Source organism: Candidatus Palauibacter sp. (assembly GCF_965216145.1).
In the GTDB taxonomy this organism is placed as follows: Bacteria; Gemmatimonadota; Gemmatimonadetes; order Palauibacterales; family Palauibacteraceae; genus Palauibacter.
On record NZ_OZ244149.1, the window covers coordinates 1,082,911 to 1,106,096 of the forward strand.

General features: G+C 66.7%; 23 protein-coding genes. 8 read left to right on the forward strand and 15 right to left on the reverse strand.

The features are described 5' to 3' along the window. Nucleotides 1–27: 27 nt before the first annotated feature. Nucleotides 28–564, forward strand: a complete 537-nt coding sequence (locus tag ACOOHF_RS04785; protein ID WP_420463592.1) for a hypothetical protein — start codon at nt 28–30, stop codon at nt 562–564. Nucleotides 565–1,006: 442 nt separating this feature from the next. On the opposite strand, the gene ACOOHF_RS04790 is transcribed toward ACOOHF_RS04785, so the two are convergent. Continuing rightward, nucleotides 1,007–1,702 (reverse strand): formylglycine-generating enzyme family protein, encoded by a 696-nt coding sequence (locus tag ACOOHF_RS04790; RefSeq protein WP_420463593.1) that lies wholly within the window; start codon nt 1,700–1,702, stop codon nt 1,007–1,009. A 267-nt stretch (nt 1,703–1,969) separates the two neighbouring features. Between ACOOHF_RS04790 and istA the strand changes: the two genes are divergently transcribed. Together istA and istB are read left to right on the forward strand one after the other, a co-directional pair. Further along, complete coding sequence (gene istA / locus ACOOHF_RS04795; RefSeq protein ID WP_420463594.1) at nt 1,970–2,986, forward strand: IS21 family transposase; 1,017 nt, start codon at nt 1,970–1,972, stop codon at nt 2,984–2,986. Continuing rightward, the gene (istB, locus tag ACOOHF_RS04800) at nt 2,983–3,801 is read left to right on the forward strand and encodes an IS21-like element helper ATPase IstB (RefSeq protein WP_419935109.1); all 819 of its coding nucleotides are present in this window, start codon (nt 2,983–2,985) and stop codon (nt 3,799–3,801) included. Before istA ends, istB begins: the two co-directional genes overlap by 4 nt. Here the strand turns inward: istB and ACOOHF_RS04805 are convergent. The 5 genes from ACOOHF_RS04805 to ACOOHF_RS04825 all read right to left on the reverse strand — a co-directional run bounded on the left by ACOOHF_RS04805 (nt 3,683) and on the right by ACOOHF_RS04825 (nt 9,520). After that, the gene (locus ACOOHF_RS04805) at nt 3,683–4,594 is read right to left on the reverse strand and encodes a hypothetical protein (RefSeq protein ID WP_420463595.1); all 912 of its coding nucleotides are present in this window, start codon (nt 4,592–4,594) and stop codon (nt 3,683–3,685) included. The two genes, istB and ACOOHF_RS04805, sit on opposite strands and share 119 nt — an antisense overlap. Nucleotides 4,595–4,908: 314 nt before the next feature. After that, nucleotides 4,909–6,183: an RNA-directed DNA polymerase gene (locus ACOOHF_RS04810; RefSeq protein WP_420463596.1), complete on the reverse strand. Its 1,275-nt coding sequence runs from the start codon at nt 6,181–6,183 to the stop codon at nt 4,909–4,911. Next, on the reverse strand, nt 6,155–6,580 hold the full coding sequence (gene avd, locus ACOOHF_RS04815; protein WP_420463597.1) for a diversity-generating retroelement protein Avd: 426 nt from the start codon (nt 6,578–6,580) through the stop codon (nt 6,155–6,157). The genes ACOOHF_RS04810 and avd overlap by 29 nt, the downstream gene beginning before the upstream one ends. A gap of 10 nt (nt 6,581–6,590) precedes the next feature. After that, nucleotides 6,591–7,985: a formylglycine-generating enzyme family protein gene (locus ACOOHF_RS04820; protein WP_420463598.1), complete on the reverse strand. Its 1,395-nt coding sequence runs from the start codon at nt 7,983–7,985 to the stop codon at nt 6,591–6,593. Nucleotides 7,986–8,119: 134 nt separating this feature from the next. After that, nucleotides 8,120–9,520, reverse strand: coding sequence for a formylglycine-generating enzyme family protein (locus ACOOHF_RS04825; RefSeq protein ID WP_420463599.1), 1,401 nt, complete (start codon nt 9,518–9,520; stop codon nt 8,120–8,122). A 176-nt stretch (nt 9,521–9,696) separates the two neighbouring features. On the opposite strand from ACOOHF_RS04825, the gene ACOOHF_RS04830 reads away from it, so the two are divergent. Beyond that, nucleotides 9,697–10,881, forward strand: a complete 1,185-nt coding sequence (locus tag ACOOHF_RS04830; protein WP_420463600.1) for a helix-turn-helix transcriptional regulator — start codon at nt 9,697–9,699, stop codon at nt 10,879–10,881. 442 nt (nt 10,882–11,323) lie between these two features. Then, nucleotides 11,324–11,893: a DUF6624 domain-containing protein gene (locus ACOOHF_RS04835; protein WP_420463601.1), complete on the forward strand. Its 570-nt coding sequence runs from the start codon at nt 11,324–11,326 to the stop codon at nt 11,891–11,893. A gap of 90 nt (nt 11,894–11,983) precedes the next feature. Here ACOOHF_RS04835 and ACOOHF_RS04840 read toward each other — a convergent pair whose 3' ends face one another. Together ACOOHF_RS04840 and ACOOHF_RS04845 are read right to left on the reverse strand one after the other, a co-directional pair. Further along, a complete protein-coding gene (locus ACOOHF_RS04840) occupies nt 11,984–12,409 on the reverse strand; it encodes a type II toxin-antitoxin system VapC family toxin (RefSeq protein ID WP_420463602.1) in 426 nt (141 codons plus the stop codon). A gap of 9 nt (nt 12,410–12,418) precedes the next feature. Beyond that, entirely contained in the window at nt 12,419–12,664 is a 246-nt protein-coding gene (locus ACOOHF_RS04845) for a FitA-like ribbon-helix-helix domain-containing protein (protein ID WP_420463603.1), read from the reverse strand. A gap of 208 nt (nt 12,665–12,872) precedes the next feature. On the opposite strand from ACOOHF_RS04845, the gene ACOOHF_RS04850 reads away from it, so the two are divergent. Further along, nucleotides 12,873–13,235 (forward strand): VOC family protein, encoded by a 363-nt coding sequence (locus tag ACOOHF_RS04850; protein ID WP_420463604.1) that lies wholly within the window; start codon nt 12,873–12,875, stop codon nt 13,233–13,235. Between the two features lie 124 nt (nt 13,236–13,359). Here the strand turns inward: ACOOHF_RS04850 and erm are convergent, their stop codons facing one another. Both erm and ACOOHF_RS04860 read right to left on the reverse strand, forming a co-directional pair. Continuing rightward, nucleotides 13,360–14,151 (reverse strand): 23S ribosomal RNA methyltransferase Erm, encoded by a 792-nt coding sequence (gene erm, locus ACOOHF_RS04855; RefSeq protein WP_420463605.1) that lies wholly within the window; start codon nt 14,149–14,151, stop codon nt 13,360–13,362. Between the two features lie 693 nt (nt 14,152–14,844). Continuing rightward, the gene (locus tag ACOOHF_RS04860; protein ID WP_420463606.1) at nt 14,845–15,630 is read right to left on the reverse strand and encodes an SDR family NAD(P)-dependent oxidoreductase; all 786 of its coding nucleotides are present in this window, start codon (nt 15,628–15,630) and stop codon (nt 14,845–14,847) included. Between the two features lie 56 nt (nt 15,631–15,686). On the opposite strand from ACOOHF_RS04860, the gene ACOOHF_RS04865 reads away from it, so the two are divergent. Next, nucleotides 15,687–16,979 (forward strand): acetylornithine deacetylase/succinyl-diaminopimelate desuccinylase family protein, encoded by a 1,293-nt coding sequence (locus ACOOHF_RS04865; protein WP_420463607.1) that lies wholly within the window; start codon nt 15,687–15,689, stop codon nt 16,977–16,979. Here ACOOHF_RS04865 and ACOOHF_RS04870 read toward each other — a convergent pair. From ACOOHF_RS04870 to ACOOHF_RS04890, 5 genes are all read right to left on the reverse strand, one after another. Further along, nucleotides 16,976–17,944, reverse strand: coding sequence for a DUF3667 domain-containing protein (locus ACOOHF_RS04870; protein WP_420463608.1), 969 nt, complete (start codon nt 17,942–17,944; stop codon nt 16,976–16,978). The genes ACOOHF_RS04865 and ACOOHF_RS04870 overlap by 4 nt on opposite strands. Nucleotides 17,945–17,955: 11 nt before the next feature. After that, on the reverse strand, nt 17,956–18,486 hold the full coding sequence (locus ACOOHF_RS04875; RefSeq protein WP_420463609.1) for a type II toxin-antitoxin system VapC family toxin: 531 nt from the start codon (nt 18,484–18,486) through the stop codon (nt 17,956–17,958). Then, nucleotides 18,375–18,641, reverse strand: coding sequence for a hypothetical protein (locus tag ACOOHF_RS04880; protein ID WP_419933877.1), 267 nt, complete (start codon nt 18,639–18,641; stop codon nt 18,375–18,377). Before ACOOHF_RS04880 ends, ACOOHF_RS04875 begins: the two co-directional genes overlap by 112 nt. A gap of 32 nt (nt 18,642–18,673) precedes the next feature. Continuing rightward, nucleotides 18,674–21,532 (reverse strand): prolyl oligopeptidase family serine peptidase, encoded by a 2,859-nt coding sequence (locus ACOOHF_RS04885; protein WP_420463610.1) that lies wholly within the window; start codon nt 21,530–21,532, stop codon nt 18,674–18,676. 200 nt (nt 21,533–21,732) lie between these two features. Further along, the gene (locus ACOOHF_RS04890; RefSeq protein WP_420464336.1) at nt 21,733–22,893 is read right to left on the reverse strand and encodes a choice-of-anchor B family protein; all 1,161 of its coding nucleotides are present in this window, start codon (nt 22,891–22,893) and stop codon (nt 21,733–21,735) included. On the opposite strand from ACOOHF_RS04890, the gene ACOOHF_RS04895 reads away from it, so the two are divergent. Continuing rightward, the gene (locus tag ACOOHF_RS04895) at nt 22,893–23,102 is read left to right on the forward strand and encodes a hypothetical protein (protein WP_420464419.1); all 210 of its coding nucleotides are present in this window, start codon (nt 22,893–22,895) and stop codon (nt 23,100–23,102) included. The two genes, ACOOHF_RS04890 and ACOOHF_RS04895, sit on opposite strands and share 1 nt — an antisense overlap. Nucleotides 23,103–23,186: the final 84 nt, after the last annotated feature.

Below are 23,186 nucleotides of genomic sequence, written 5' to 3' on the forward strand. Positions count from 1 at the left end.
ATGCAGAGAGGCGCTCCGAAGGTAGTCGTGCCGATCTCCGCCCTGATGCTCCTCCTGTCCGTGGTCCACGGCCAGGAAAAGTGCAGAGTGTACCAGAGGTCAGATTTCCCGTTCATCCAAGCCCTGCATGAACTGGATTCGGAAGAGCGAAAGCTGGAGCACCTGCGAAGCTGGACGCCAACGATGGGGGCTGAAAACGGTCTCTCCAATGCAGCTTACGCCTATCATTATGGATCCCTGCTTAGACTCTTCCTTCTCCACCACGTGGGCGACGATAAAGCTCTAGATCGTGAATCCCTCATCGACAACATCCGGGAAACCATGGCGTTATCCAACTGGATCACGATGAACGATGAAGGAGATGTCGCCGAACGCACTGCCGGGGCGGGTTATTTCCCGCCATATGCGATGTTCGTCTTCACGCTTGATAGCCTGATCCCCAACATCCTCGAACGACTTCCCCCTCCGAGGACGCGGGCAGCATGCCCGAATGGTACGGGAAACCGTTTGTCTTGCACGATTTCACTTGAAGATGACGATCCGCCACTCGGTCCCAAACCATGAGCCTCAACCTGATATGCCTCGGTGCCTCACTTGCCTGCAATTCTGCCGCCTTCACCCTCGTCGACATCGCTCTGCCGGTCGCTCGCGCCTCCTCATCCCGGAAGCCGGATTGCGTCCGTCACAGGACCGGGATCCATGCGCCGCGAGGAGAACGCGGGCGAACCTCGGACTGGATCGGACATGACCCGGATGTCCCGCCATTTGATGCAAATGCCCCGCCATTCAGGACGGTGGAATTAGATGTCTTCCAACGGCAAGAAAGGCAGATCGTGCAGTCCGGGTTGATCTTCACGGACGATTCGCGGCCTCATGGAGAGGCGTATCGCCGCTGGCCTCCCGCGCGTCGACGTTCAGCCCGGCGGCCAGCAGTCGTTCGACGACTACCCGCTCCTCACCACCCGCCGCTGCGTGGAGGACCGGTAAAGAGATAAGGAGGCAGGAATCAATTGAGCGTCCGGGCAACACGGAAACCGTAGTTGAGGTACCGGTCGCCGGTGGGGTTCCTGCTCCGGTACGCGGAGCGGAGGTTCCTCGGGGAGTTGTTCCAGGAGCCGCCGCGGAGGACCCGACGGCCACAGTTTCCGGACTGCCAGGCGCTCCCATCCGACGGCGCGCCGGCATAACTCCAGTTCCTGCAGTCCTGCGTCCACTCCCACACGTTCCCGAGCGCGTCGTACAACCCGAACACGTTCGGCGCGAACGACCCCACCGGCGCCGTTTCGAATTCATACCCGTCGTCGCAGAACTCCGCATACCCGTTCGCGTTGCGGCACTGGCCCGATTCGCTCTCGCCCCAGTAGCGGGCCGTGCGCGAGCCGGCCCGGGCCACGTACTCCCATTCCGCCTCGCTCAACAGCCGGTAGCGCGCGCCCGTCTGCTGCGAGAGCCACGACACGTACGCCTGCGCGTCGTCCCAGCTCACGTAGATCACGGGACGGTTCCCCCGGCCCCAGCCCCCATCGGCCGGCGCGTAACCGCCGCACCCCCCCGCGCGCACGCACGCGTCCCACTCCGCGAACGTCACCTCGTACACCCCCACCGCGAACGGCGCCGGGATCGTCACCGAGTGCGGACCCTCGTCGTCATCGCGGCCCTCCTCCGACGGCGGCGAGCCCATCGTGAACGTCCCCGCCGGCACGACCGCCATCCGCGGGCAGGCGTCGCAGTCGCTGAACTCGGTGCCCGGAGTCAGGCCCGCCCCGGGTATCTCGGCCGGAGCCGCGGACGGTGTTGGCGGCCATGCAAAATTCGACAGTTGTGGCCGTCGAAAATCGTACACCTCGGGTGGGTGATCGAAGGCCGGGCTGGGCGGTGGATCGGGGGGCTGGTGAGGTTCCCCGGGCCTTTCTCTACTCTGGCGTCTCCATTCAGCACAGGGGGCGCGATGATCGGGAGAGAGAAGCGGGTGCTTCTGCGACACTACCTCGAGCAGGGTGTGCCGAAGGCGGCGATCGCTCGGCGCCTGGGAGTGAGCCGCGAGACGATCTATCGTTGGATCGCGACGGGGCAGTTGGACCGGGATCTGGACGACGAGGCGGTGAGATACCGGCCGAGAGCTCCGGCGCCGTCGAAGCTCGATCCCTACAAGGGGATCATCGACACCCGGCTGGCAGACTATCCGAGGCTGAGCGCCGTGCGGCTGTTCAGCGAGGTGCGGGCGGCGGGCTATCCTGGCGGCTACGGCCAAGTGAAGCGCTACGTGCGCAGGGTCCGGCCACGGGAACCCGAGGAGCCGATCCAGAGGTTCGAGACTCCACCGGGCCACCAAGCGCAAGTGGACTTCGCGGAGTTCCGGCTGCCGTGGGGCAAGCGTCATGCGCTGATCGTGGTGCTGGGCTACTCGCGGCTGATGTGGCTCAGGTTCTATGAGCGCCAGACGATGCCGGTCGTGATCCGGGGGCTGGAGACATCGTTCGCTCATTTCAGCGGCGTGCCGTCGGAGCTTCTGTTCGACCAGATGAAGGCCGTCATCACCGACGACAAGCGCAACGAGGGGGGCCGGCTGGTCGAGAACCCGGAGTTCCTGCGCTTCAGCGGCCACTGGGGGTTCCGGATCCGGGCGTGCCGCCCGTACCGGGCCCAGACGAAGGGCAAGGTCGAGCGGCCGATCCGCTACATCCGGAACAACTTCTTCTACGGCCGGGACTTCCTCTCCGATGACGACCTCAACGCACGGGCCCTCCTGTGGCTCGACGGCGTGGCCAACGTTCGGATCCACAGCACGCTGAAGGAACGTGTGGCGGACCGGTTCGAGCGGGAGCGGCCGTACCTAAATTCCCTGGCACCGTGGCCTTACCGTCCCGTGACGCCGTTGCCCGAGCTCCAGACGACACAGACCCGGGTTCCTTCGGCACTCCAGGTCGTGGAGGTCGAACGACGTCCGCTGTCCGAGTACGCCGGGATCACGGGAGAGATCTCGTGAAGGCCCGGTCCCGGAGCACGCGCATCGCGGCCCAACTCGCCGATCTGAAGATGCCCGGCGCCCTGGAAGCCCTCGACGAGGTGCTTGCCGGGGTGGACGGCGGCGGAACCACCGCGGCAGAAGCCATCGAGCGGCTCCTGACCGCCCAGATCACGCTGCGCAACAGCCGGCGCCTCGCCACCGCCATGCGATCGAGCCGTCTTCCGGCGATCAAGACGCTCGCGGACTTCGACTTCAGCTTCCAACCCTCGGTCAAGCGGGAGCAGATCGACTCGCTTCACGAGCTCGGCTTCCTGGAGCGCAAGGAGAACGTCGTCTTCCTTGGCCCGCCCGGCGTCGGCAAGACACATCTGGCGATCAGTCTGGCCATCGCCGCGGCCGAGAGCGGGCGCAGGGTCTACTACGGGACGCTCACGGATCTCATCGACTCCCTCGAAGAGGCCGAGGCCGCCGGCCGGCTCAACCACCGGCTCAAGACCCTCACCCACCCCGCGCTCCTGGTCGTGGACGAGATCGGCTACCTCCCGGTCACCCGCAGCGGCGCCATCCTGTTCTTCCAGCTCGTAAATCGGCGCTACGAACACGCCTCGACGGTGCTGACCTCGAACAAGGGCTTCGAGCAGTGGGGAGAGATCCTGCACGACGAGGTCATGGCCGCCGCGCTGCTGGACCGGCTACTGCACCGCTGCCACATGGTCAACATCCGGGGCAACAGCTACCGGATGCGACGCCATCTGGAACTCTCCAAGGCCATCCACCCGACCGCCTCCCGGGCGGTCTCGGCGGAGCGCTCGGAACACGGAGGGACTCGGTGATGCGCGCCGACCAGATCCTCTCGGAACGCTCCGCTCCGGTCCCTCCGCGGCGCGTTCCGAAAAGTGTCCCATTTTCCACGGCCAGAAGTGTCATATTTTCGATGGCCATTGACACCTCGTCGTCCCACCGGCCCTCCTCCGACGCCGGCGAGCCCATCGTGAACGTCCCCGCCGGCACGACCACCATCCGCGGACAGGTGTCGCAATCGCGGAACTCGGTGCCCGGGGTCAAGTCGGCCCCGGCGGGGGCGCCGCCCTGGACCCCGGCGGCAGCCGCGGCCCAGCTCTCCGCGACCAGCACCTCGTAGCCGCTCTCGTCGGCGAACGTCACGAAACGGGCGTCGACCCTCGTCGCGTTCTCCTCGGCCGCCTCGGCGCTCGCCCCGTAGCCCACCGCGAAGGCCTGAAACCGCGGATCGTCCGGGTCCAGCGTCAGGTCGCGCCGGATCGCCCCCGTGTACCGGATGATCACGACGTAGCTGTCTCCGGGGTTCGACCACGTGCACGACGCTTCCGCGGGGTCGCCCAGTTCCGAGAGAAGGGACCGCTCCATCCCCTCCCGGTCGTCGTCCCGCACGCCGACCCGGTAGACCGCGGATACGTCCTCCGTGATAACGCGCCGGACGGGGCCCGCAGCCTCGAGCGTCTGCCGTTCGCTCCCCACGCACACCACCGCCGCCGGCCCGGACTGCGCCGCCGCCGGGAAGGCGCCGATGAGCAGAATGATGGCCGCCAGCGAGCCGCATGCCGGCGCATGGCTGAAGTTCGGTCCCGGGGATGGACGGTTGGACATCTTCACCTCTCGATCGGGGCGGACCTCTGCCGGCCCATCGCAAGGAGGTTCCCGTGTCGAAGCCACGCCGCACTCCCCTGCCGGCGCGGAAGTCCGCCCGGGGGCTCCTCGAGCCGCGAGTTCGATTCGGGGCCTCCCGTCAAGCTGGCCCTCGTGCAACTCCGTCGGCGGTCGCGCTGCTGGCAGCGTCCGACGCTGACCGCCATCAGCCCCAAGCAATACACCTTGCTGCCTTACTCAATTCAGTTCGACCGGTGGAGTCGCGCGCCCCTCCCCCGCGGCGCGGGGCAGGAGGGACGCGCTCCGGGGGATCATCATGACCACCCCTGGACGCTCGACTGCGCGCCCGGCGGCCCCGTGAGGCCGTCGGTTCCGGCGGGAGAGCGTGCGGGCAACACGGAAACCGTTGTTGTTGTTCCGGTTGTCGGTGGTGTTCCTGTTCCGGTTCGCGGAGCGGAGGTTCCTCGGGGTGTTGTTCCAGGAGCCGCCGCGGAGGACCCGACGGCAGGGGGGTGGCCAGGCTCCCGTGCGGGATCGAACCACCCCGTCCGGAAGATCGAGTGACGCAGGCGCCACGTATCGGCATGGTCCGCGTGAGCGATCCATGAGTTGATGCGTTGTTCGACCTCGGCGCGCGTCACCGTGCCGGCGCGCCAGCGGTCGCGGAGACCTCGCAGACGGTTGCGGAAGCGGCGCACGTTGTCCTCCGGCAGCCGCCGCCGGCCGCCGGGGAGGAGGACGTAGCCGAGGAAGGTTGCGGGAGCGCTCGCCTCGCCGATGTACGTTTTGTCCGGATGCAGACGGAGGCGTCGGCCCTCGAGGTAGCGCGCGATGCGCCGCTGCCAATCGGCAAGCACACCGGGGTCGTCGTGGAACAGGACGAAGTCGTCCACGTAGCGGAGGTAGCCCTTCGACCGCAGGACTTCCTTGCAGAAGTGGTCGAACCCGTCCAGGTACACGTTGGCGAAGAACTGGCTCGTGAGGTTGCCGATCGGCAGCCCCCGGCGCCGCTCGAAGGGCGTGAACAGGTCGTCGCCCGGATAGTAGAGGTTCACCGGCTCCTGCGGGTTCGCGCCGTCGATGATCGTATCGGCCAGCGCCAGGGTGCGCGGGCAGGCGAGACGCCGCCGCAGGTCGCGCTTCAGGATCGCGTGGTCGATGGCCGGGAAGTAGCGGTAGATGTCGCAGCGGAGCACGTACCGGAACCGGTCGCGGAACTTCTCGTAGCGGGAGACGGCCCGGTGCGTCCCCTTCCCGACGCGGTTCGCGTAGCTGTCGTGGATGAACCCTCGCTCGAAGATCGGCTCGCAGACCTTGCAGAAGGCGTGGTGCACGACCCGGTCGCGGAACGGCGCCGCCGAGACGAGCCTGTGCTTCGGGTCGAAGACCTCGATGACCGTGTAGCGCCCCGGCCGGTAGCGGCCCGCCGTCAGTTCGCGCTCGAGGCGGAGGACCTCCGTTTCGAGGTTGGCGAGGAATGCGGCGACGCCGGGCTTCGACCGCTTCCCCTTCGCCGCGCGCAGGGCCGCCGCCCGGAGCGCGGGGAAGGAGGCGATCGCCTCAAACAGGTCGCGGGCTTTGGCGGGCACGGTGGGCCTTCATCCAGGCGCCGATCCGGCGCCCCGTCTCGTCGAGCGAGCGGGCGGCGAATTCATAGCGGCGGCCGTCGAGGTGGCGCAGGTCGTGGGCGAGCCGAATCAGGAAGCGCAGCTTCTCGATGCCCAGGTTCGCCCGCACGAGGTGGGTCCGCCGCTGCCGGGTGTAAGTGGCCTCGATGAGCGACTCGAGCACGTCGAGCGCGGTGCGCTGGATCCGGTCGCCGAGCAGGAAGCGCTGGGCCCGCGGGAACTTCTCCAGCGTCGGCACCAGCCACAGGATGAAGCGGTAGTGGCCTTCGAGCGCGGCGCCGGTCTCCCGCGCCCGGTCCGTTTTTCTCGATGGCTTCGACCGCTCCGCGCGCTCCCTGCTCGCCTCAGCCGCCGTCACGCGCGGCCGACTACTTGCCAAAGAGGTAAGGAGATAAGGATGCAGGAATCAATTGAGCGTCCGGGCAACACGGAAACCGATGCTGTAGTACCGGTAGACGGTGGTGAGCCAGTTCCGGTACGCGGAGCGGAGGAAACCCCGGGGTGAAGTTCCAGGAGCCGCCGCGGAGGACCCGACTGCCACACTCTCCCGACTGCCAGGCGCTCCCGTCCGTCGGGGCGCCGGCATGGCTCCCGTTCGAGCAGTCCTGCGTCCACTCCAACACGTTTCCAATCACGTCGTACAGCCCGAACACGTTCGGCGCGAACGACCCCACCGGCGCCGTGTACGCGTGTCCGTCCGTGCAGGACACGTAGTCATCGTCACCGTTCGCGTACCGGCACTGGCCCGATTCGCTCTCGCCCCAGTAGCGCGCCGTCCGCGAACCCGCCCTCGCCACGTACTCCCACTCCGCCTCGCTCAGGAGCCGGTAGCGCTGGCCCGTCTGCTGCGAGAGCCACGACACGTACGTCTGCGCGTTGTCCCAGCTCACGTTGATCACCGGCCGGTTCCCCCGGCCCCAGCCCTCGTCGGCCGGCGCGTAGCCGCCGCAGCCCCCCGTACGTACGCACGCGTCCCACTCCGCGAACGTCACCTCGTACACCCCCACCGCGAACGGGGCCCCGATCGTCACCGAGTGCTGAGGACCCTCGTCATCCCGCCGGCCCTCCTCCGACGCCGGCGACCCCATCGTGAACGTCCCCGCCGGCACGACCACCATCTGCGGGCACCCCGAGCAGTCGCTGAACACGTCCCCCGGCGCGTGACTCGGCGTCCCGAGCTGCTCCCCGGGTCCGACCGCTCCCGCCTCGCGCCCGGCCCCGGCCGGGGCGCCGCCGGGGACACCGCCCGTACCGGCGGCCCAACTCTCCGCGACCAGCACGTCGTAGCCGCTCCCGTCGTAGTACGTCGCGAAGCGGGCGTTGACCGTCGTCGCGTTCTCCTCGGCCGCCTCGGCGCTCGCGCCGTAGCCCACCGCGAAGCCCTGGAACCTCGGGTCGTCCGGGTCCAGCGTCAGATCGAGCCGGATCGCTCCCGTGTACTGGATGATCACCACATGGCTGTCGCCGGGGTTCGACCATAGGCACGACACTTCCGCGTGGTCGCCCAACTCGGCGAGAAGGGTCCGTTCCATCGCCTCCCGGTCGTCGGCCCGGACGCCGACCCGGTAGATCACGCCCACGTCCGTCGTGATGACGCGCCGAACCGGGCTCGAACTCTCCAGCGTCTCCAGCTCGCTCCCCACGCACACCACCGCCGCCGACCCGGACTGCGCGGCGATCGGTATCGAGCCGGCGAGCAGGAGGAGGACGACCAGCAACCCGGATGCTGGCGCGCGACGCATCTTCGTTCGTGCGGGAGTCATGTCCGACCTCCATGGTCTGTCCGCCTCAGCGGTCTTCATGCGCTACCGTGCGCTTGCATGCCCCCGAATCTGTGCCCGGGTCCGGCGGCCCCGTGGACAGTTACCAAAGAGGTAAAGAGATAAGGATTCAGGAATCAATTGAGCGTCCGGGCAACACGGAAACCGTTGAGGTAGTTCCGGAGGCCGGTGGTGAGCCCGTTCCGGTACGCGGAGCGGAGGAACCTCGGGGTGATGATCCAGGAGCCGCCGCGGAGGACCCGACCGCCACACTCTCCGGACTGCCAGGCGCTCCCATCCGTCGGCGCGCCCGCATAGCTCCCGTTCGAGCAGTCCTGCGTCCATTCCCACACGTTCCCCAGCACGTCGTACAGCCCGAACACGTTCGGCGCGAACGACCCCACCGGCGCCGTGTACGCGTGTCCGTCCGTGCAGGACACGTAGTCATCGTCACCGTTCGCGTACCGGCACTGGCCCGATTCGCTCGCGCCCCAGTAGCGCGCCGTCCGCGAGCCCGCCCGAGCCACGTACTCCCACTCCGCTTCGCTCAACAGCCGGTAGCGCTGGCCCGTCTGCTGCGAGAGCCACGACACGTACGTCTGCGCGTTGTCCCAGCTCACGTTCATCACCGGGCGGTTCCCCCGGCCCCAGCCCTCGTCGGCCGGCGCGTAGCCGCCGCAGCCCCCCGTACGCACGCACGCGTCCCACTCCGCGAACGTCACCTCGTACACCCCCACCGCGAACGGGGCCGGGATCGTCACCGAGTGCTGCGGACCCTCGTCATCGTACCGGCCCTCCTCCGACGCCGGCGAGCCCATCCTGAACGTTCCCGCGGGCACCACCACCATCTGCGGACACCCCGAGCAGTCGCTGAACACGTCCCCCGGCGCGTGACGGGGGGACGTCGGCTGTGCCGGCGGCGGGGCGGGCCGTGAGGGCGGGTTGACCGGCTGTCGTACGGGTCCGGCGGGTGGAGCCACCCTCGGCACGGGGCGAGGCTCCCCGCCCGCCGCGGCGGGCGCGCCGGCGGCGAAGTTGTAGTCCACGCTCCAGCTGTCGAAGCGCGGCTGGTGTTCGTGGAACACAAAGAGGTACACCGTCCTCGTCAGCGTCTCGCCCGGCGCGGTTGGGTCGGCGCCGCCGCTGCGTTGTATGGTGCCGTACCAGTTCCCCCACTCGATCTGGTCGGGATAGCGCCCCGCCTCCGGCCAAGTCCAGTTCGTGCACGGCGGGTGCTCGGCCTCGATCGAGTATCTGGCGATCAGGTGATCCAGCGGTCTCCCGGAGCCGTTGTACACGGAGAGGTCCAACTGCCAGACATCGACCGCCTGGCCGTGGTTCGCCTTCTTGCGCTCGTATTCGGTTGGCGTCTCCCGCTCCTCGGACACGTTGCACGTCCCGGCCCCGTACTCCACGACCCGCGCGGCCCCGCGCAGTTCGATTCCTTCCGCCTCGAACAGCCGCTGTGCGTGCGCCGGCCCCGCCATGAGCGAGAACAGCGCCACCGTCGTGATCCGCGCCCGGTTTAATCGAATCATGGCACCTCCAAGGCACCGTCGTCCGGTCACGCGCCCGGTGCGCACCATTAACTTGCAGGGGAAGGGCGGTCCGTCGCCCCAGTAGTTCTGACGGTGATGCCGGGGGATCAGGCCACGTAGTTTGAAGGGGCACCATCAAGACCGGATGTGCGGAACCGCTTGCGAGAGAGGTCGACGTGAGCCAGGGGGATCTGTTCCAGCGTACCCTCGCGCTGCTGCAAAGGGCGGCTTTGGAAGATGGGTATTGGCTTTCCGCCGCTGCCCGTTTCAACGAAGCCACCGGAACGAGGGGCCACGGCCTCGGATTCGGCCCGGGGCATCCGGACCGCGACGGGGACCTCCTGGCACTGCGCTTTGTCTTCGGACGGCGGCGGCGCGAGGATTGGGAGCGCGCGTATATCCGTGACTACGTGACTCGTGACGAACGCCTGCCCCCCTGGGGTCGGCTGCCGAGTGGCGAGGTGGTGCATACCAGGGATCTCCTGACCGAGAGCGAGCGGAAGACGTCCGCCGTCTACAACGAGATGTTGCGCAACATGCGGGGGCAAGACGGCCTCAACGTGCGTCTGGACGGGCCTGCGGAAACGCACATCGTCATCGCCTTGGCCGACTCCATCGAGACGGCGGGTTGGTCGTCCGGACAGGTCGAGATGATCGAGCGCCTTCTGCCGCACGTGGGCCATTCCATCGGCGTGCGACAGGCTCTGGTCGATGCCCGTGCATATGGCGAGACACTCGCCGGCCTACTCGACAACACCCGAACTTGCGCCATCCAGCTGGATCGGCGGGGGCGGGTCGTGGAGGCGAACGACGTGGCTTGTGAGATCCTGCGGCAACGCGACGCGTTGATCGATCTGGGAGGGCTTCTTCGCGCTACGAGACAGGCGGAGAATGTCGAACTTCAGCAGTTGCTCGCGGGTGCTCTGCCGCCCTTCGGCGGTCAGGCAGTTGGTGGGTCGATGGTAATCCGGCGCCCTTCCCCCTCGAAGACGTTGATTGTTCATGTCAATCCGGTGGGAGCAGAGTTGAGGGACGGCCGAACACACCGTGTGGCCGCCATTGTCCTGGCGGTGAGCCCGGGAAGTCGGGTCTGGGTTGATCCGGATCTCGTGGCGTCAGCCCTCGGGCTCACGCCGACGGAGAGCCGGTTGGCGGTGATGCTGGCCGCCGGTCACACCGTGCGAGACATCGCCGCAGCGACGGGTCGGAAGGAGCGGAGCGTCCACTGGCACCTCCAGCAGATGTTCCGCAAGCAGGGCATTGGGAGGCAGGCCGATCTGGTGAGGCGCGTGTTGTCGATCCAGACTCTTTCCGGAACGACGTTCGATCCGAAGAGCCCGCCACGGCGGAAAGACCACTGAGGGAAGGGGAAGCACGACCGCTTGACCGGGTGTCCGGTCACTCCGAATGCCGTCCATTTGATGCCGTTTTCCGGCCATTTCAGTACGGCGGATCCAGACATGATCCAGCGGCAAGAACGGCGGATCGTGCAGTCCATGTTGAACTTTAGACGATTTCTTGCCGGGATTCACGCCATCTCAAGTACACCTGATAAGCGTTGAGGTCGGTGGTTCAACTCCACCCGGGCCCACTTTCCTGCCACCGGATCCGAACTTCGCCCATTTCTCCGATTCAAGATTCGTTCGGGATCGAGCACGGCGGAACATCGGTATATTCCCCCGCGCAGATGGGTGCTGATCCCAACCGCCCGCTGTGGAATCCTCGACCCGGGGGGGACACTTGGTGGTTCACCATGTTCGTCCAGCCGACTTGAACGAGTCCCTTAGACGGGAGTTACTGGAGATGGCTCGGCTGGACGAGAAGACGCGAGCCGAACTGGCCGACACCGGCGAACTCTTCAAGCCAGGGTATGAACCTCGGATGGCCCGCGTCCATGAACGAAACGCTCGACGCCTTCGGCGCATCATCCAGTCGGTTGGCTGGCCGGGGACGGACCTCGTAGGTCCAGACGGCGCCAAAGCCGCCTGGCTCGTGTTGCAGCACGCGATTGCGGAGCCCGAACTGGTACGTCGAACACTGCCGCTCCTTGAGGCAGCCGTGCGTGCGGGGGCCGCCGATCCTGCGCATGCAGCTCTTCTGGAGGACAGGATTCGGTTCTTCGAGGGACGACCCCAACGCTACGGAACCCAGCTCGATTGGGACGCTGACGGGAATCTCTCGCCGGGGGAAGTGGAAGAGCCGGAGCGGCTGGATGACCGCCGACTCGCCGCCGGCCTCCCTTCACTCGGCAAGCAGACTGAAGAAGCGCGCAATCGGGCGATGGCGGAGGGAGAGAGCGCGCCGGTCGATCACAAGGCCTATTTGAGTGCCCGCGCTGAGTGGGCCAGGCGAGTCGGGTGGCGTACGCGATGAGCACCAGGATCGCACAGAAATCTCTCGGTCGAGCGACCCGGGCCCACAAAGACTACGAACCTGCACGGCAAGCGAACGCAGCGGCATCGCCTAAGGAACAAGCGACCAGGGATCGATCACATCCAGTCCCGTACCCTCGAAATCCCGCACATTGCGCGTGACGAGAGCGGCTCCGCGTGAGCGGGATATGGCGGCGATCTGGCAGTCGGCCTCGCCGATGGGCCGGCCCGCGTGACGGCGCTCTGCAGCGATCTCCGCGTAGACTCGGGCCGCAGCGCTGTCGAACGGAAGGATCCGCTCTCTGAAGCCAAGATCGAGCCAGCGGGTCATGGCAGCCTCCAGCGCGTTCCGCCGCTTGCCGGTCGGCAGGATCGCGACGCCGTAGAGTAGTTCCGCTTCGCTCACGGCCGTCAGGTACATGTCCTGCGCATCGCGTTCGTCAATCCATGCCGCTACCGCAGCCGTCGGTTCAGGGCGCATGAGTTCCGAGGCGACATTCGTATCTATGACGAACATGAAAGCCGCTCAGGAGAAATTTGGAGGTTCGCGCATCGGGCCGCGCGGGGGAAGTTCGAGTTCGACGCCGCCAAGAGACGCAAAGCACTGGCGGGTGAAGGTCGCGAGATTCCGGGGACCGGGGCTACGGCCAGTCACAGCGTCGCGCAGGATGATACGCGCTTCTTCCTCCATCGAACGGTGATGCTCGGCGGCGCGCACGCGCAGGCGCGTCTTTACGTCGTCGTCCAGATTGCGGATCGTGATGCTCGCCATTAGCCGTGCCTCTTTATGGGTGCGGAACGCGCCGAGAAGCTACCGTATGATTGCAGTGCAATCAAGCGTACACCGACCCTTGGCTTGAGCACCTTAGAGTGCTCCGAGCCAGCCCAGCGGACGCCGTCCGCAGTCTGGCCGAGACGTGCTCCTCTCCGCGAAACTCCCGATGCGCGGATCGTGCGGTCCATCATCGAGAGGACGTAGCGTGCAAAACGTTCAGGGATTCGGCGGGTTCTTCTTTCGGGCAAAGGACCCGGCAGGACTTGCGAAATGGTACCAGGATCACCTTGGCATCAATCCTGCTCCGACGAACATGGAGATGGCGCCCTGGGTGACCGAGTCCGGGGTCACCGTTTTCTCACCCTTCGATGCTGACACGGACTATTTCGCAGCGGACAAGACTTTCATGCTGAATTTCCGCGTGGCCGATTTGGATGCGATGATCACAGAACTGAAGTCCGCGGATATCGAGGTCAGCCACGAAAGCGAGATGGAGGGCATCGGCCGCTTCGCCCGCATCCACGACCCCGAAGGAAACGCGATCGAGCTTTGGGAACCCGCGTCGTGAGATTCGGAGCCGACGCCCGAGTCAGCCGATGGCCCGGGTCTCGAACATCGTGGCGTGGTTCGAGAAGTACCCGGTGACGCCGGCGGCGAGTTGAGCGGCTAGCGCACCGATGCGCCACCGGCGCTCACGATCGCGTCAGCTTCCGGAACCTGAACAATGCGAGCCACTGGTCGAAGGTGAGGCCGCTGGGTGGTCCGGAAGGATCGAACCTGAGATCTCGGCTCAGCCGGTGAATTTGCGTTCGCGTGAATTCGGATCGCAGACACCGCCTGATCGAGCGGCCGTCGCGACCGAAGCAGCTCCGGATGAAGCGCCGGTAGTCCACGGCCTGGAATCGGTCCACAAGCGGTCTGGTTCGACGGGCGAGCCAGAGCGCGACGGCGTCAACGCCGGGAGGGGGATCGAAGTCGGTACGGCGAAAGCGCCGCACGATCTCGATCTGCCACCACGGCTTGAGCAGCAGCGAGGGCAGGGTCTCCCGGGAACAGGGACCGCCGGCAAACCGTTCGGCCGCTTCACGCTGGATCACGAGCCAGGCGTCCTGCGGTGGAGAGTCGGCCTGGACAAGCCGCCGGACGATGGCGGCAGTCCGATTGAACGGAATGTTCCCCAGGACCTTGTAGGGGACATCGGGCAGCCGAAAACGCAGGAAGTCGGACCTGACGATCGTGACACGGTTGTCACTCAAGAAGCGCGCGCGAAGCGCCTCGGACAGCGCTCCGTCGAACTCTACCGCGACGACCTCACGGCATCGACGTGCCAGTTCTCGAGTGAGAATGCCGCGGCCCGGCCCGATCTCGACGACCAGATCGCTTCGTTTGACGGGAGCCTGAGCGATCAGGCTAGCGGCAAGCGACCTGCTCCGAAGGAAGTGCTGTGAGAGGTCCGCACGCCTGGGTGTCCGATGCCTGGACACGGCGAACCATCACGAACGTCGACATGGTATCTCCTGCGCTGCGCGAGCAAGGGCGAAAGCCTTCGCATACTACGCTAGGCATCGGGCGTCTCACCCGCAAACCGACTCCGGCATTCTCGTGTGAGTGTTGTGGAGAGGCGAAGGAAGTGCCGCTAGCTGTGCGTAACAGGGGACGTTGGTGACCCGTCGTGGCGGTGGCTTGCTGGAAGTCCCTGTGAAGCCTTATGCCAATTCAAAATCAGATTTTCAATTGGCATAGACCGACACAGGGGCACCGATACGCCCATGACTACTCGAGATCTCGCACCGTTGCTCCGGCGGGCGGCGGCGACCATGCCCACAGGGCACAGGAGTGTCACAAGCATTGGCAGTGTGTAACCTTTACACATACGGCTGGGACACCTTGGGAAGGCGGGACGCCTCCGCCCGGATGGATGCGCTCCGCGCACGGTTACCCGCAGTCGAGACTGACCGGATCGTCCGATGGATACGGGAGGAGCGGGAGCAACGGCTGCCGTGATCGTAACGCCCGACGCATCGGTTCTTCTCCCGTGGCGCTCGGCCTCGGGGGGGTGTTCGTCACGGCGGACGAACGATATGTGCGTCGCGCCTCGAGAGCGGGAGGCATTTCGTCTTTGAGACTCTGGCGAATCCCGTAGTTCGAGGCCTGCCGAGAGCCAGGGGCGATCGAGGTCAACCCGCCGGCGGCGTGAACCTCCCGTCGATGGCGGTCCAGCCGCCGTCGGCGAACAGGACCGTCCCGGTCACGTAGCTGGCGGCGTCCGAGGCGAGGAAGACCGTAGGTCCGGCCATCTCGGCGGCGCTGCCCCAACGGTTGAGGATGTTGCGCGCGGCGTAGGCGCCGTACCAGTCCGGGTTGTCCTTGATCGGGACCGTGAGCGGCGTGTCGATCACGCCCGGCGCGACAGCGTTGACCCGCACCCCGTGGGGCCCGAGTTCGGCCGCGGCGACGCGCACCATCTGCACGATCCCCGCCTTGGTGGCGGCGTACATGCTCTGGCCCGGCTCGACCACCACCGCCCGGATCGAACTGAAGAGGATGATGGACCCCGATCCCTGCCCGCTCATGATCCGTCCCGCGGCCTGGATGACGTGCGCGCCGCCCTTGAGGTTGAGGCCCAGGACGCGGTCGATCTCCTCGTCCGTGTAGTCCAGGAGGGGCTTGCGCACGTTCACTCCGGGAGTGCAGACCACGACGTCGAGGGATCCGCGAGCCGTCGTGTCCTCGAATGCCCCGGTGACGGCCGCGCCGTCCATGATGTCCAGGCGGGCCGAGGTGGCCTCTCCCCCCGTCGCACGGATCGTTGCCGCCGTGCGGGCGGCGGCGTCCGCGTCGATGTCGAGGCAGGACACGTGCGCACCCGCCTCCGCACACCCGATCGCGACGGCTTCGCCGATGCCGGAGCCGCTTCCGACGACCGCGGCGGTGCGTCCCTCGAGGCTGAACATCGTGGTCATGGGGAGTCTGGTGTAGTGGGGTTTCGTGTGATGTCGGGGCGGCACAATGTACGGGCATGCACCCCGTAAACCCACCTGCCAGCATTCGCCGGGAGGACCGCGTCCTCGCCGAAGTGGAGGCCGCGCGCGACGAGATCGTGGCCTTCACGGTGGAGATGATCCGGATCCCCACGGTGAATCCCCCGGGAGCGTGCTACCGGGACTGCGCCGAGCTGATCGGGCGGCGGTTGGGGATGTCGGGCCTGGCCGTGGAGTACGTGGAGGCCGAGGGGCGCCCCGAGCACACCGCCGAATACCCCCGGGTGAATGTGGTGGGGCGGGGCCTGGCCGTTCCGGGACGCCCGCGGCTCCACCTGAACGGCCACTTCGACGTGGTCCCGCCGGGTGACGGCTGGACGGTCGACCCGTTTGCGGGCGTGGTGCGCGAAGGGCGCATCTACGGGAGGGGTGCGTCGGACATGAAGTCGGGGATCGCCGCCGCGGTCTTCGCGGTCGAGGCGTTACGACGGGCCGGAGTCGAGCTCGAGGGAGCCGTGGACATCAGTGCCACGGTCGACGAGGAGAGCGGCGGCTTCGCAGGGGTAGCGCACCTGTGCGAAGCCGGGATCATCTCGAGCGACCACACCCGGTACGCCATCATCCCCGAGCCGTTCGGACCCGGCCGTGTGTGCCTGGGGCATCGGGGCGTCTACTGGTTCGATGTCATCGCGCACGGCCACGCGGCCCACGGCAGCATGAGCCACCTGGGCCGCAGCGCCATCGATGACATGGGCGCCCTTCTGGAAGCCTTCCAAACCAGGCTCGCCCCCGAACTCGCGACGCGTGTTTCCGCGCTGCCCGTAGTACCGGAGCCCTCGCGGCACCCCTCTCTGAACGTCAACGCGATCACCGGCGGCCAGTCCGGCGAAGTGACCCAGTCGGCCTGCGTGGCCGACCGCTGTGTGGCCACGTTCGACCGCCGCTTCATCCCTGAGGAGCCCTTCGACGAGGTCCGCGCCGAAATCGCGCGCCTGGTTACGTCGGTGGAAGGCGACGACCCGGAACGTCGTTTCACCATCAAGGAGCGCCTCGTGGTGCACCCGACCTCCGCGCCGTCCGGCTCGCCGCTCGTGGCCGCCCTGTCCCGTGCGGTGGAAACGGTCATCGGCCATCCCCCGGAACTCGTGGCGAGCCCCGGCACCTACGACCAGAAGCACTTCGCCCGGATCGCCGGCATCGAGCACTGCGTGGCCTACGGCCCCGGCCCCCTCGAGGAGGCCCACCAGCCGGACGAGTCCTGTGCGGTGGACGACCTTGTGGCGAGCACGCAGGCACTGGCGCTGGCGGCCCTCGAACTGGTGTCGGGCTAGCCGGTCACGAACACCGAGATCACGAACGCGGGAATCAGCACCAGCGAGTAGAGCATGTACGCGCCGACGGACTTGGCCACCGTCAATGCCCAGCCGTTCTCGTAGTAGCGTCGGAGGGCAATCACGAAATAGGGGTACGGAATCAGCAGGCAACCCACCCGGAGCCATCCCGCCGGTCCCGAATCCGGGAGCAGAAGCGCGGCCGCATAGACGCAGAAGGTGAAGGTCTGAATGTGGATGGCGAAGACCAGATGTTCTACGTAGAAGCGCTTCTTCCGAAAATGGAAGGCCGCGAGCACCAGACCGAAGACCGGGAGCAGGCAGAACATCCCGATCGGCATGTTCGCGAGGAGGCGCCGGGGCACGACCGAGGGATCGTGCAAGATGTCGATCCCCGTCAGCACGATGAGTCTCTCAATCCAGCTTCGCTCCTCAAGGTCCCCTTCCAGGGCGGCGAAGAGAACGGTCTGCCTCCCGAAATCGTCTTCCGAGCGACCGAGAATGTCGTCGACCTTCCTCCGTTGGTCCGGCGGTAGTGCCGTCCTGAAGGCCGCGAGGCCCTCTTCCGTCGGGGGCCGGGGTAACGCGACTTCCCGGTCCTCCTCGGTCACGCCCATCACGACCATTTCGCCGAAGTCCCCGAACAGCGACAGGAGGAGGAAGAAGGCGAAGCTCGCGAAGATGTAGAGCCTGACCGGCGACACGAAGCTGACCCGGCGATTGCGCGAGAACTCCCTGGTGAGGCTTCCGGGCCTGAAGACGAGAAGCTTCAGCGTTCGAAAGAGCCTGGAATCCAGCTCGAACATCTCGCGCAGAAACTCGACAACCACGGAGCCGAGCGAACGGGCGTAGTGCCGGTCGCTCTGCCCGCATTCAGGACAGAAGCTTTCCGGCCGCTCGCGTCCGCAGTTCGGGCAGGTGCGCGCCCCGGCGGGCGCTGTACCGTCGTGGCTGGACTCCGACATCGTTTTCTCTCCTACGCGTTCCGTGCGATCCAATCGGTGGGAGTGAAAGCCCCGGCCCGATCGATCAGCTCGCCATCCCACGACACGACCTCGGCACCCAGCCAATCGGCGAGGGCGGCGTAGAGAGCGTCCCCGGAGCGCAGAAAGCCTCGAGTGCCGACCTCGAGGGCCTGTTGGAGCATCGCCCGGTTCAATGAGTACACGGTGACCAGCGGAGAGCCCAGCATTTGATCGGCCAGGCTCCGGCCGCGCTCGGCGTCGCGCAGCCTCCGGGCGAGCGCGCAGGCAATCTCCAACTTCGCCAGCTCCGGGAGAGAAATCGGGAGCTCTCGTTCCACTACCAGGGAGAGAAAGGCTCGGCTTGAGTCCGACAATCCATCGGTTGCGTCTGCCGCCGAGACCCACACGCTGGCGTCAATGACCAGCGTCGTCACTCGGCTCCCAACCGGTTCCGGTCGGCGGCCAGCTCTTCCCTCGCCGAACGGCCCCCAGGCGCACGCCTGAGCGCTTCGTCGGCCGCATCGAGCCAGGAGCGCAGCCATGCTTTGGGGGCCTCACGGGTTTCCGCACCTTCGTCCTCGCTCAGCCAGCGCCGATAGAGTTGCGTCGTGACTTCGCGAATGGTAAGGCCCCGCAGAGCTGCCTCCGACTTGATCTGCCGGTACAGGTCATCCGGGATATCGATGGTCGCTTTCATGGTACCATGATAGCTGTATTGCCGTATACCCGTCAATGTGCGCCAGGTGGTTTCGCCGCCACGCGCTTCTTCTCCTCCTCCAGCGCGTCCAGCGCGACCCCGTCCGTAATCCACGCCGGCGCCGGCTCGCCCTTCAGGTAGTGCCCGAACCACTCCAGGATGCGCCGGTGGTAGTCCTTCTGGTTCGCCTCCTCTCGGAAACCGTGGTCCTCCCCTTCGTAGACCAGCAGCACCATCTGTTTCCCGGCGCGGCGGGCGAAGTTGAAGAACTCGGTCCCCTGGTCCCAGTCCACCACGCCATCCTCGTCGCCGAAGGCCATCAGCAGCGGCGTCTCCATGTTGTGCACCTCGTGGATCGGCGAATTACGACGATGCGCCTCCGGATCCTCCCAGAACGGCACCTCCATGCGAGCCTGGCCGGTCTCCCAGTGGCTCAGCTCGGCGATGCCCGGGTTCCAGTGCAGCGCGCCCATGAAGCTCACGAAGTCCGTGAGCGGCGCGCCCGCCACGGAAGCCGCGAAGATGTCGGTCCGCGTGGGCAGGAACGTCGCCTGATAGCCGCCCCACGAGTGCCCGATGAGGCCGACCGCGTCCGGGTCCGTCACCCCCATCTCGACGGCCTTCGCCACGGCCGCGCGCACGGACTCCAGCGCACTTACGCCCGGATCCCGCGCCCGGTATACGATGTCCGGCAGCAGCACCGCGTACCCATGCTGGGTCCAGGCCGTGTAGTTGTAGTACTCCCGCTCGCTGGGCACGCGGAAGAGGTGCATCTGCGGGGAGAGGATCTCGTAGGTGTACACGATCGTGGGGACCGCGCTGTCCTCCTCGTAGTTCGCGGGAAGAAGGAGGACGAACTGAAGGTCGCGGCCCGATTCGCTCACGAAGTCGACCAGCTCCGCCCGGCCCCACGCCACCTCGTCGATGAAGGGGTTGATCGCGGTCACCCGGGCGGGGTTGGCGAGGTCGGGGCCGGCGACGAAGTAGTCCGGCGGGTCGTCGAAGCGTTCGTCGCGGTAGAAGAGCACGTCGGCGCTGTCGGCGCGGACGAGGCCACCCACGTAGCCGTCTTCCAGGACAAGGGTCTCGGCCGAGTCCCGGTCGCGCGCGTCGAGCCAGCCGCGGGTGAAGCGGGCATATCCGCGCTGCTCCGTCTTCTCGTTGTAGAGGGACAGATAGGGGCGCGAGTCGGGGTCGATGCCGGGCTCGTCGTCATCGGTGACGCGGGTCAACCGGTGGGTGATTCCCGTCTCGGCGCCGCGCGTCAGCCGCTCGCCTCCCGAGCCGTCGGGTGCGACGCGCCAGATGTCGTGCTTGTCGTAGAGCAGGACTGCGTTGTCGTCTTCCAGCCAGCCGCCGGGACCGGAGTCGCGTGGGGGGGTCACGTCGGTGGGCGTGTCGTAGTCCGTGTCGGCGAATTCGGCGGCCAGCGCTGACGTCAGGTCATGCTGCTCGCCCGTGGCGACGTGGAGGCTGTGGTAGGCGGAGCCATCCCATGAGAGCAGCCAGTCGCCGCCCGCGCTTGGCCATTCGTAACGCACGCGAGCGAGGAGCTGGCGGCGCTCGCCGGTGTCCGCGTCAACGGCCCGGACATCGTGGTACGGACGGCCGAACATCGCGCCCCATGGGTAGGGCTCGTCAATGTCTTCCAGAGCGTACTCCCAGCCGTGCAGGAGTTGAGCGGTGCCCATGAGGTCGGATCCGAGAACGACCACGCGGTCGTCGTCGAGGTGCCAGACGGCCGGCAGCGATCGCGTGTTGTCGCGGTCCTCGGAGACCTGCTGCTCCGGGAAGAGGCGGACATCCCCGGTGTGCCAGATCTGCAGGGCGGGGAGGTCGGGTTCGGAGTCAGAGGCCGGAGCGTCCGGGGAGCCCTGATCCGGTTCCGTCTCCGCCTCCGGCTCCGGCTCGTCTTCCGCGCCGTCGCCGGGATCTTCGTCCTCTTCCTCTTCGATCGGCCTGAGCCCCAGAGAGATCATGATGCCATCGTCCGACCAGGCGGGGGCGCGGTGCCGGACGGTCTCGAGCGTGTCCGGGATGCCGGCGGTGTTCGCACCGAGGACCATCATCTCGACACGGCGGTCCAGGCCGCGCCAGGCCAGAACGTCGTAGGCGGTGCCGTCGGCGGAGGCGGCGCCGCTCGAGCGGAGGGCAGCCAGATCTGCAGAGTCATCACGCCAGCGGAGGCTCCGGTAGGCGGAACCGGAAGCGTCGGCGGAACGCAGGATACCGGCGGAGGCGTCGTACACCTGCACGCCGTTGCCCACATCGGTGCCCGTCGCGATGGCGAGTGCAAGAAGGGATCCGGCCGGGCTCCAAGCCATCTCGCTCACGTTGCCGAAGGAGGTCTCCGTTCCCGTTTCCAGGGTGATGATGCGGAGATCGGCGCCCTTGCCCGAGGGCTCGTCCGGCGGGTAGCCACGCAGCGCCACGAAACGGCCGGAGGCGTCGAAGCGCTGTTCGGAGACCGCTTCGTACTCACGCGTCTCGCCGAATTGCAGATCCATCACCGAGGCCTTCTCACGGATCGGTTCGTCGCTCTCCTCGAGCCGCTCCCTTTCCTCCGGCGGTAGACCGATGGTCCAGGTCAGCCAACGGCCATCGGGGGAGAACCGCGGCGCCGAGCCCCATGGGAAGATCCGAACGGAGTCCTCTTCGAGCTTCCGCACGCGGAGTTCCGACTTCTCGTCCACCCGGGTGACCACGTATGCGATCCACTCACCGAAGGGAGAGAACTCGAAGCCGCCGAGTCGCTCCCAGCGGCCGTAGTCGTCGGGAGTGACGAGGGGGCGGTCCTGGGAGTAGGCGGGGGACGGGAGGACGAGCGTGAGACCGCCAAGGGCAGCCAGTGTCGCGAGCGTCGGGAAACGGGAGGGGAGGGACCAGGTCATCGGGCACTCTCCTGGGAGTCGCTGGAATTGGGGAAAGCAAGTTGCGTGGTGCTGGGGGACAATCGCCAGCGGGTGCCTCGGTTGGACCTCACGTGGGACGTGCGCCCCACTTGCCACGCGATCGGGTTCGGACGGGGCGTATGCGCAGGGGACGGTGCTTCACCGACTCCACCCGGGCACATGCCCCGCTTCCATTCCCGCTATTGCTGCAGGCGCAGCACGAAGAGGCCCTCGTTCCAGCTCGTGGCGACGAAGAAGCCGCTCTCGAAGTAGGGGTAGGTCGACCAGGAGCCGCGGAACTCCACGTTATTGTGTTCGGGCACGGTGTCAAAATAGCCCGCTTCCACGGGGTTCTCTCGGTCCGAGATGTCGATGATCCGGATGCCGAATGTGTAGTTGGAGTGGTAGATCACATCCTCGTGCACGTACAGGTTGTGGTCGATAGCTTCGGTGGGCCCCAGGTGCTCTCTCGCCAGAACCGGATCGTCGAGGTCGGTTAGATCCCAAACGAGCAGCCGCGTCCGCGAGACAGAGAACCCCTCATCGAGTTCATCGTTCTGATAGAAGTACTGGTGGTCCTCGCTGAGCCACCCCTGATGGATGTAGGCGTGATCGGCGTATGTACCGGTTGAGATGGTGATCGGGTTCTCCTTGTCGGTCACGTCCGACACTACAATGGCGGTCTCGTTCGAGCCGACGCAGATTTCCTGGCCCGCGTATTCCGAATCGGGGCCGCGATACACGACGCACTGAACGTCGTGGGTGTAGCCTGGAATATAAAAACCCGTCGTCGTTTCAGCGTAGCAGCCCGCGAAAGTCGGATTCTTCGGGTCCGAGAGATCGATCATGTGCAGGCCGCTCCCGCATGTGTCGCCGCCACTGTTGCTACCGACGGCATAGGCGAAGCCGGTCTCTTCGTTGATCGCGATGTTGTGGACCGAACTCAGCCGCGAGTACCACGCATCGGGCTGCAACTCGGTGAACTCCGTCAACCCGCGCAGCCGTGTGAGGTCGAGAACCTGCATACCGTGGCCGGGGCTCAGGTCGGCGACGACGTACACGTGATCCGCGTACACCTTCATGTCGCGCCACCACGAGGTACCCGTGTGCGAGGCGAGGTACGCGATCGGTCGCGGCTCGACCGGATTGGAGAGATCGACAATGGAAAGTCCGTCGTGGCGGCCCACAAGAGCATACTCCACCCCGGTCTGAGGGTCGGTCCACCCCCAAATGTCGTTCACGTTCCACCACTCTTCCGGCCCCGAGGGCGGCGTCCCCGGTCTCAAGTCAGGCATGGATACCTGTCCCACGAGATCGACCCCCTCGCACGGAAAGCTGCCGGCCAGCCCATCGACGCATATTGCCTCCGGGGCGACTGGAGGTGGCGGCGGTGGAGGTGGCGGCGGTGGAGGTGGCGGCGGTGGAGGTGGCGGCGGTGGAGGTGGCGGCGGTGGTGGTGGCGGCGGTGGAGGTGGCGGCGGCGGCTCGACGGGATCGGGGCCCGCGGGACCTGGGCCGGTCGGAGCCGGGGCGTCTTCACCGCATGCACCAAGGGCCACACTCAGCATGAGTACCGGAATCGCCGGTCGGATTCGCATAGAGGATGAATGGGCTCTCATCTGACTATGCCTCCCGTCAACTGGAACGACGATCC